The sequence below is a fragment of the Acinetobacter sp. ANC_7655 genome, assembly GCF_056784015.1.
Genome location: NZ_JBWYJB010000039.1, coordinates 1 through 380, shown reverse-complemented (window position 1 = coordinate 380; position 380 = coordinate 1). Strand labels below are relative to the sequence as shown.

The window sequence follows — 380 nt, the reverse complement described above, 5'->3', positions numbered from 1 at the left end:
GGTATTGTTGAGCATGTCACTTTAGTTGAGTTTGATACCAAACTACGTGCTGACCAAGTTCTTCAAGATAAATTGAACAGCTTACCTAACACGACTGTCATCAAAAATGCGTTGTCTACAGAAGTTGTGGGTGATGGCAAACAAGTCACTGCACTGAAATACAAAGACCGTGCGACGGATGAAGAACACACTGTCGAATTGGCGGGGATCTTCGTACAAATCGGTTTGTTACCCAACACGGATTTCTTAAAAGAAACTCAAGTTGAATTAACCAACCGTGGTGAGATTGTGATTAACGATCGCAACGAAACCAATGTAAAAGGTGTATTCGCTGCGGGTGACTGTACAACAGTACCTTATAAACAAATCATCATTGCCAC

Annotated in this window: 1 protein-coding gene; it reads left to right on the top strand. The window is 41.6% G+C overall.

All coding sequences use genetic code 11. The annotated features are described in order from the left end of the window. A partial coding sequence (locus AC1M9N_RS14495; protein ID WP_481954977.1) for an FAD-dependent oxidoreductase occupies nucleotides 1–380 on the top strand: 380 nt, incomplete at both ends.